Here is a 323-nt window from a genome sequence, read left to right as displayed (position 1 = left end):
GGGGCTTCTCGCCCATGGCGCGGGCGACGTCGCCGGCTCCCACGTAGACGGGGATGCCGAGCTCGGCGCGCAGGCGCTCGGCGAACCCGGTGTGGTCGGTGTCGCCGTGGGTGAGCACGATCCCCTTGATGTCGGAGAGCGGTCGGCCGATCGCCTCGAGCTCGCGTCGCAGGTCGGCGTAGTGGCCCGGCAGCCCCGTGTCGATCAGGGTGAGCCCGTCATCCGTCACGATGAGATGGACGGCGATGAGATCGTTGCCGATGCGTCGCAGCTGCGAGGCCAGTTCCATGAAGGCTACGATAATTAGCCATCGGGAAACCGTC

Annotated in this window: 1 protein-coding gene; it reads right to left on the bottom strand. The window is 67.8% G+C overall.

Features of this window, described 5'->3' with window-relative positions; translation table 11 throughout:
• Nucleotides 1-289: MBL fold metallo-hydrolase (locus tag FJ658_RS15760; protein WP_141146261.1), on the bottom strand; the 289-nt coding region annotated here is incomplete at its 3' end.
• Nucleotides 290-323: the final 34 nt, after the last annotated feature.

Origin of the sequence: Schumannella sp. 10F1B-5-1, assembly GCF_006517535.1 — a bacterium.
In the GTDB taxonomy this organism is placed as follows: Bacteria; Actinomycetota; Actinomycetes; order Actinomycetales; family Microbacteriaceae; genus Schumannella.
Note: the sequence above shows the minus strand (reverse complement) of the source record. Positions and strands in the feature narration are given on the sequence as shown.